Source organism: Armatimonas sp. (genome assembly GCF_043760365.1).
In the GTDB taxonomy this organism is placed as follows: Bacteria; Armatimonadota; Armatimonadia; order Armatimonadales; family Armatimonadaceae; genus Armatimonas.
Map to the genome: position 1 here is coordinate 1 of NZ_JAYUPA010000459.1, position 1,679 is coordinate 1,679.

Consider the following 1,679-nt stretch of genomic DNA (forward strand, 5'->3'; position numbering starts at 1 on the left):
CCCGACGCCGTAGGAAATATTGTGCGTCACCAGATCGGCGCTGAAGCGTGCGGCTTGGTCATCGTTGAGCACCATGGGGAGCAGATGCGGCGGCGCGGTAAAGTTTGTCAGGCGAGAGATAACGAGGCCCGTCATGGCGCAGGCAAAGGTGATCGCCAGTAGTAAGAGAAGCGGACGGAGAAGCTCTTGAGCAGAGCGCTTGGGCCACGAACCCACGCAGGCGCAGAGAGCGAGCGGGATGCCTAGAATCAGCCCCACCCACCAGGTGGCGACAATACCCCAATAGAGCCCGAGCACGGTCGGTGTCCAGGGAATATTGGCGGGAGAGAAGTGGCCGATGGTGAAGTATTCGATGCAGACCCGCGCCGTAATCTGGTCATGGGCAATGCCGTAGGCACAGGAAAGCCCAACCGTCAGAGCGATAATTTTGAGGGCTTCGCGCATACGGAAGTCTACCCTAAAATGACGCGTGTGGTTCCGTTTCCGACAGGGGATGTGGAGTTTGTAGCTATGAATGATGCGAAACAATTTGAGTGTGTGAGTGAGGACGTCTGGGTATATGTGGAGGCGGCGGGGATGTGTCGGTACGGACGCGTCTCTCGAAAGCACTACGAAGCAATTCTAAGTGGCAACTATACCGCGCGTTTTCTCGCAATGGAGGATGCCTTCTGGCTCAGTGAGGGCAAGCCTGTACGAGCAAGCCAGCGTGGGGTGGCTCCGCTGTTTGAGGGGACATTTCATATCTCCACGAGCTACATCGCCCTGATCGCGCTCGTCGATGACTGCACCAAGCTCTTTCTTCCCTTTTTCTCAGATCAGGGTGCAGGCATGAGTGCGTGGGAGAGAGAACAGCAAGCGCTTGAGAGCAAGAGCGAGGCTCCGAAAAAGCGCCGTAGGAAGACCGACGAGCCAATCACTGCGTTGCTACCGTAGATAGCGCAGGATCCACTCGACTTGAGCGACAGGCTTGGGCTCGCCCTCCCGCTCCAGCACGAGCGCCCAGACAGCCTCTTTCCCCATCAGCACGGGCTCCAGGCTCTGGAGAGTGAAGTGGGCGCGCAGGTTGGCCCCCGAGGGCACGGGGCGCAGAAAGCGCGCATCTCGGACGCCGCAGTTGAGGATTATTTTGTAGCCGCTCTGGATCGAGAGTGCCTTGGCGGAGAAGGCGGGCAAGAGCGAGAGAAGCAGAAAGCCATGGACAATCGTGGTGCCGTAGAGTGAATCCTGCTTTGCACGCTCAGGGTCAACATGAATCCACTGGTGGTCATCGGTGGCATCGGCGAAGCGCTGGATGCGCGCTTGATCCACACAAATCCACTCGCTCACCGCCACTTCGTCGCCGACGCGCTCCGCCAAAGCAGCAAGATCGGGGATGATGGTCACGGTAGCGCCACTTCGGGTGCGGCCACGGCCACAACACTGACATTACCGCCAAACGCAAAGGAGTTGGAGAGCGCGATGCGGATCGGGTGAGGCTGGGCGGCTCCCTGCACGAGGTTGATTCCTGCAAAAGCCGGGTCCGGAGCTTGCAGACCGATACTGGCCGGGGCGGTGGCACTCTCCAGCGCGAGAACCGTCGCGACAAACTCCACGCCCCCAGCGGCACCGAGCGCGTGGCCGTGGTGTCCCTTGGTCGAGCTGACGGCGACACTTCCCGGCCCAGTCCGGAGCTCTAACAA

3 protein-coding genes and 1 pseudogene are annotated in these 1,679 nt (G+C 60.0%); 1 reads left to right on the forward strand and 3 read right to left on the reverse strand.

Translation table 11 applies throughout. The features are described 5' to 3' along the window. Positions 1–444: hypothetical protein (locus tag ACH2EH_RS10800; protein ID WP_395141551.1), on the reverse strand; the 444-nt coding region annotated here is incomplete at its 3' end. A gap of 18 nt (positions 445–462) precedes the next feature. Here ACH2EH_RS10800 and ACH2EH_RS10805 point away from each other — a divergent pair. After that, the gene (locus ACH2EH_RS10805) at positions 463–933 is read left to right on the forward strand and encodes a hypothetical protein (protein ID WP_395141553.1); all 471 of its coding nucleotides are present in this window, start codon (positions 463–465) and stop codon (positions 931–933) included. On the opposite strand, the gene ACH2EH_RS10810 is transcribed toward ACH2EH_RS10805, so the two are convergent. Both ACH2EH_RS10810 and ACH2EH_RS10815 read right to left on the reverse strand, forming a co-directional pair. After that, complete coding sequence (locus ACH2EH_RS10810; RefSeq protein ID WP_395141555.1) at positions 925–1,383, reverse strand: MaoC family dehydratase; 459 nt, start codon at positions 1,381–1,383, stop codon at positions 925–927. The genes ACH2EH_RS10805 and ACH2EH_RS10810 overlap by 9 nt on opposite strands. Continuing rightward, a pseudogene (locus ACH2EH_RS10815) lies at positions 1,380–1,679 on the reverse strand (hypothetical protein); the annotation flags it as partial. The gene ACH2EH_RS10810 and the pseudogene ACH2EH_RS10815, both read right to left, overlap by 4 nt.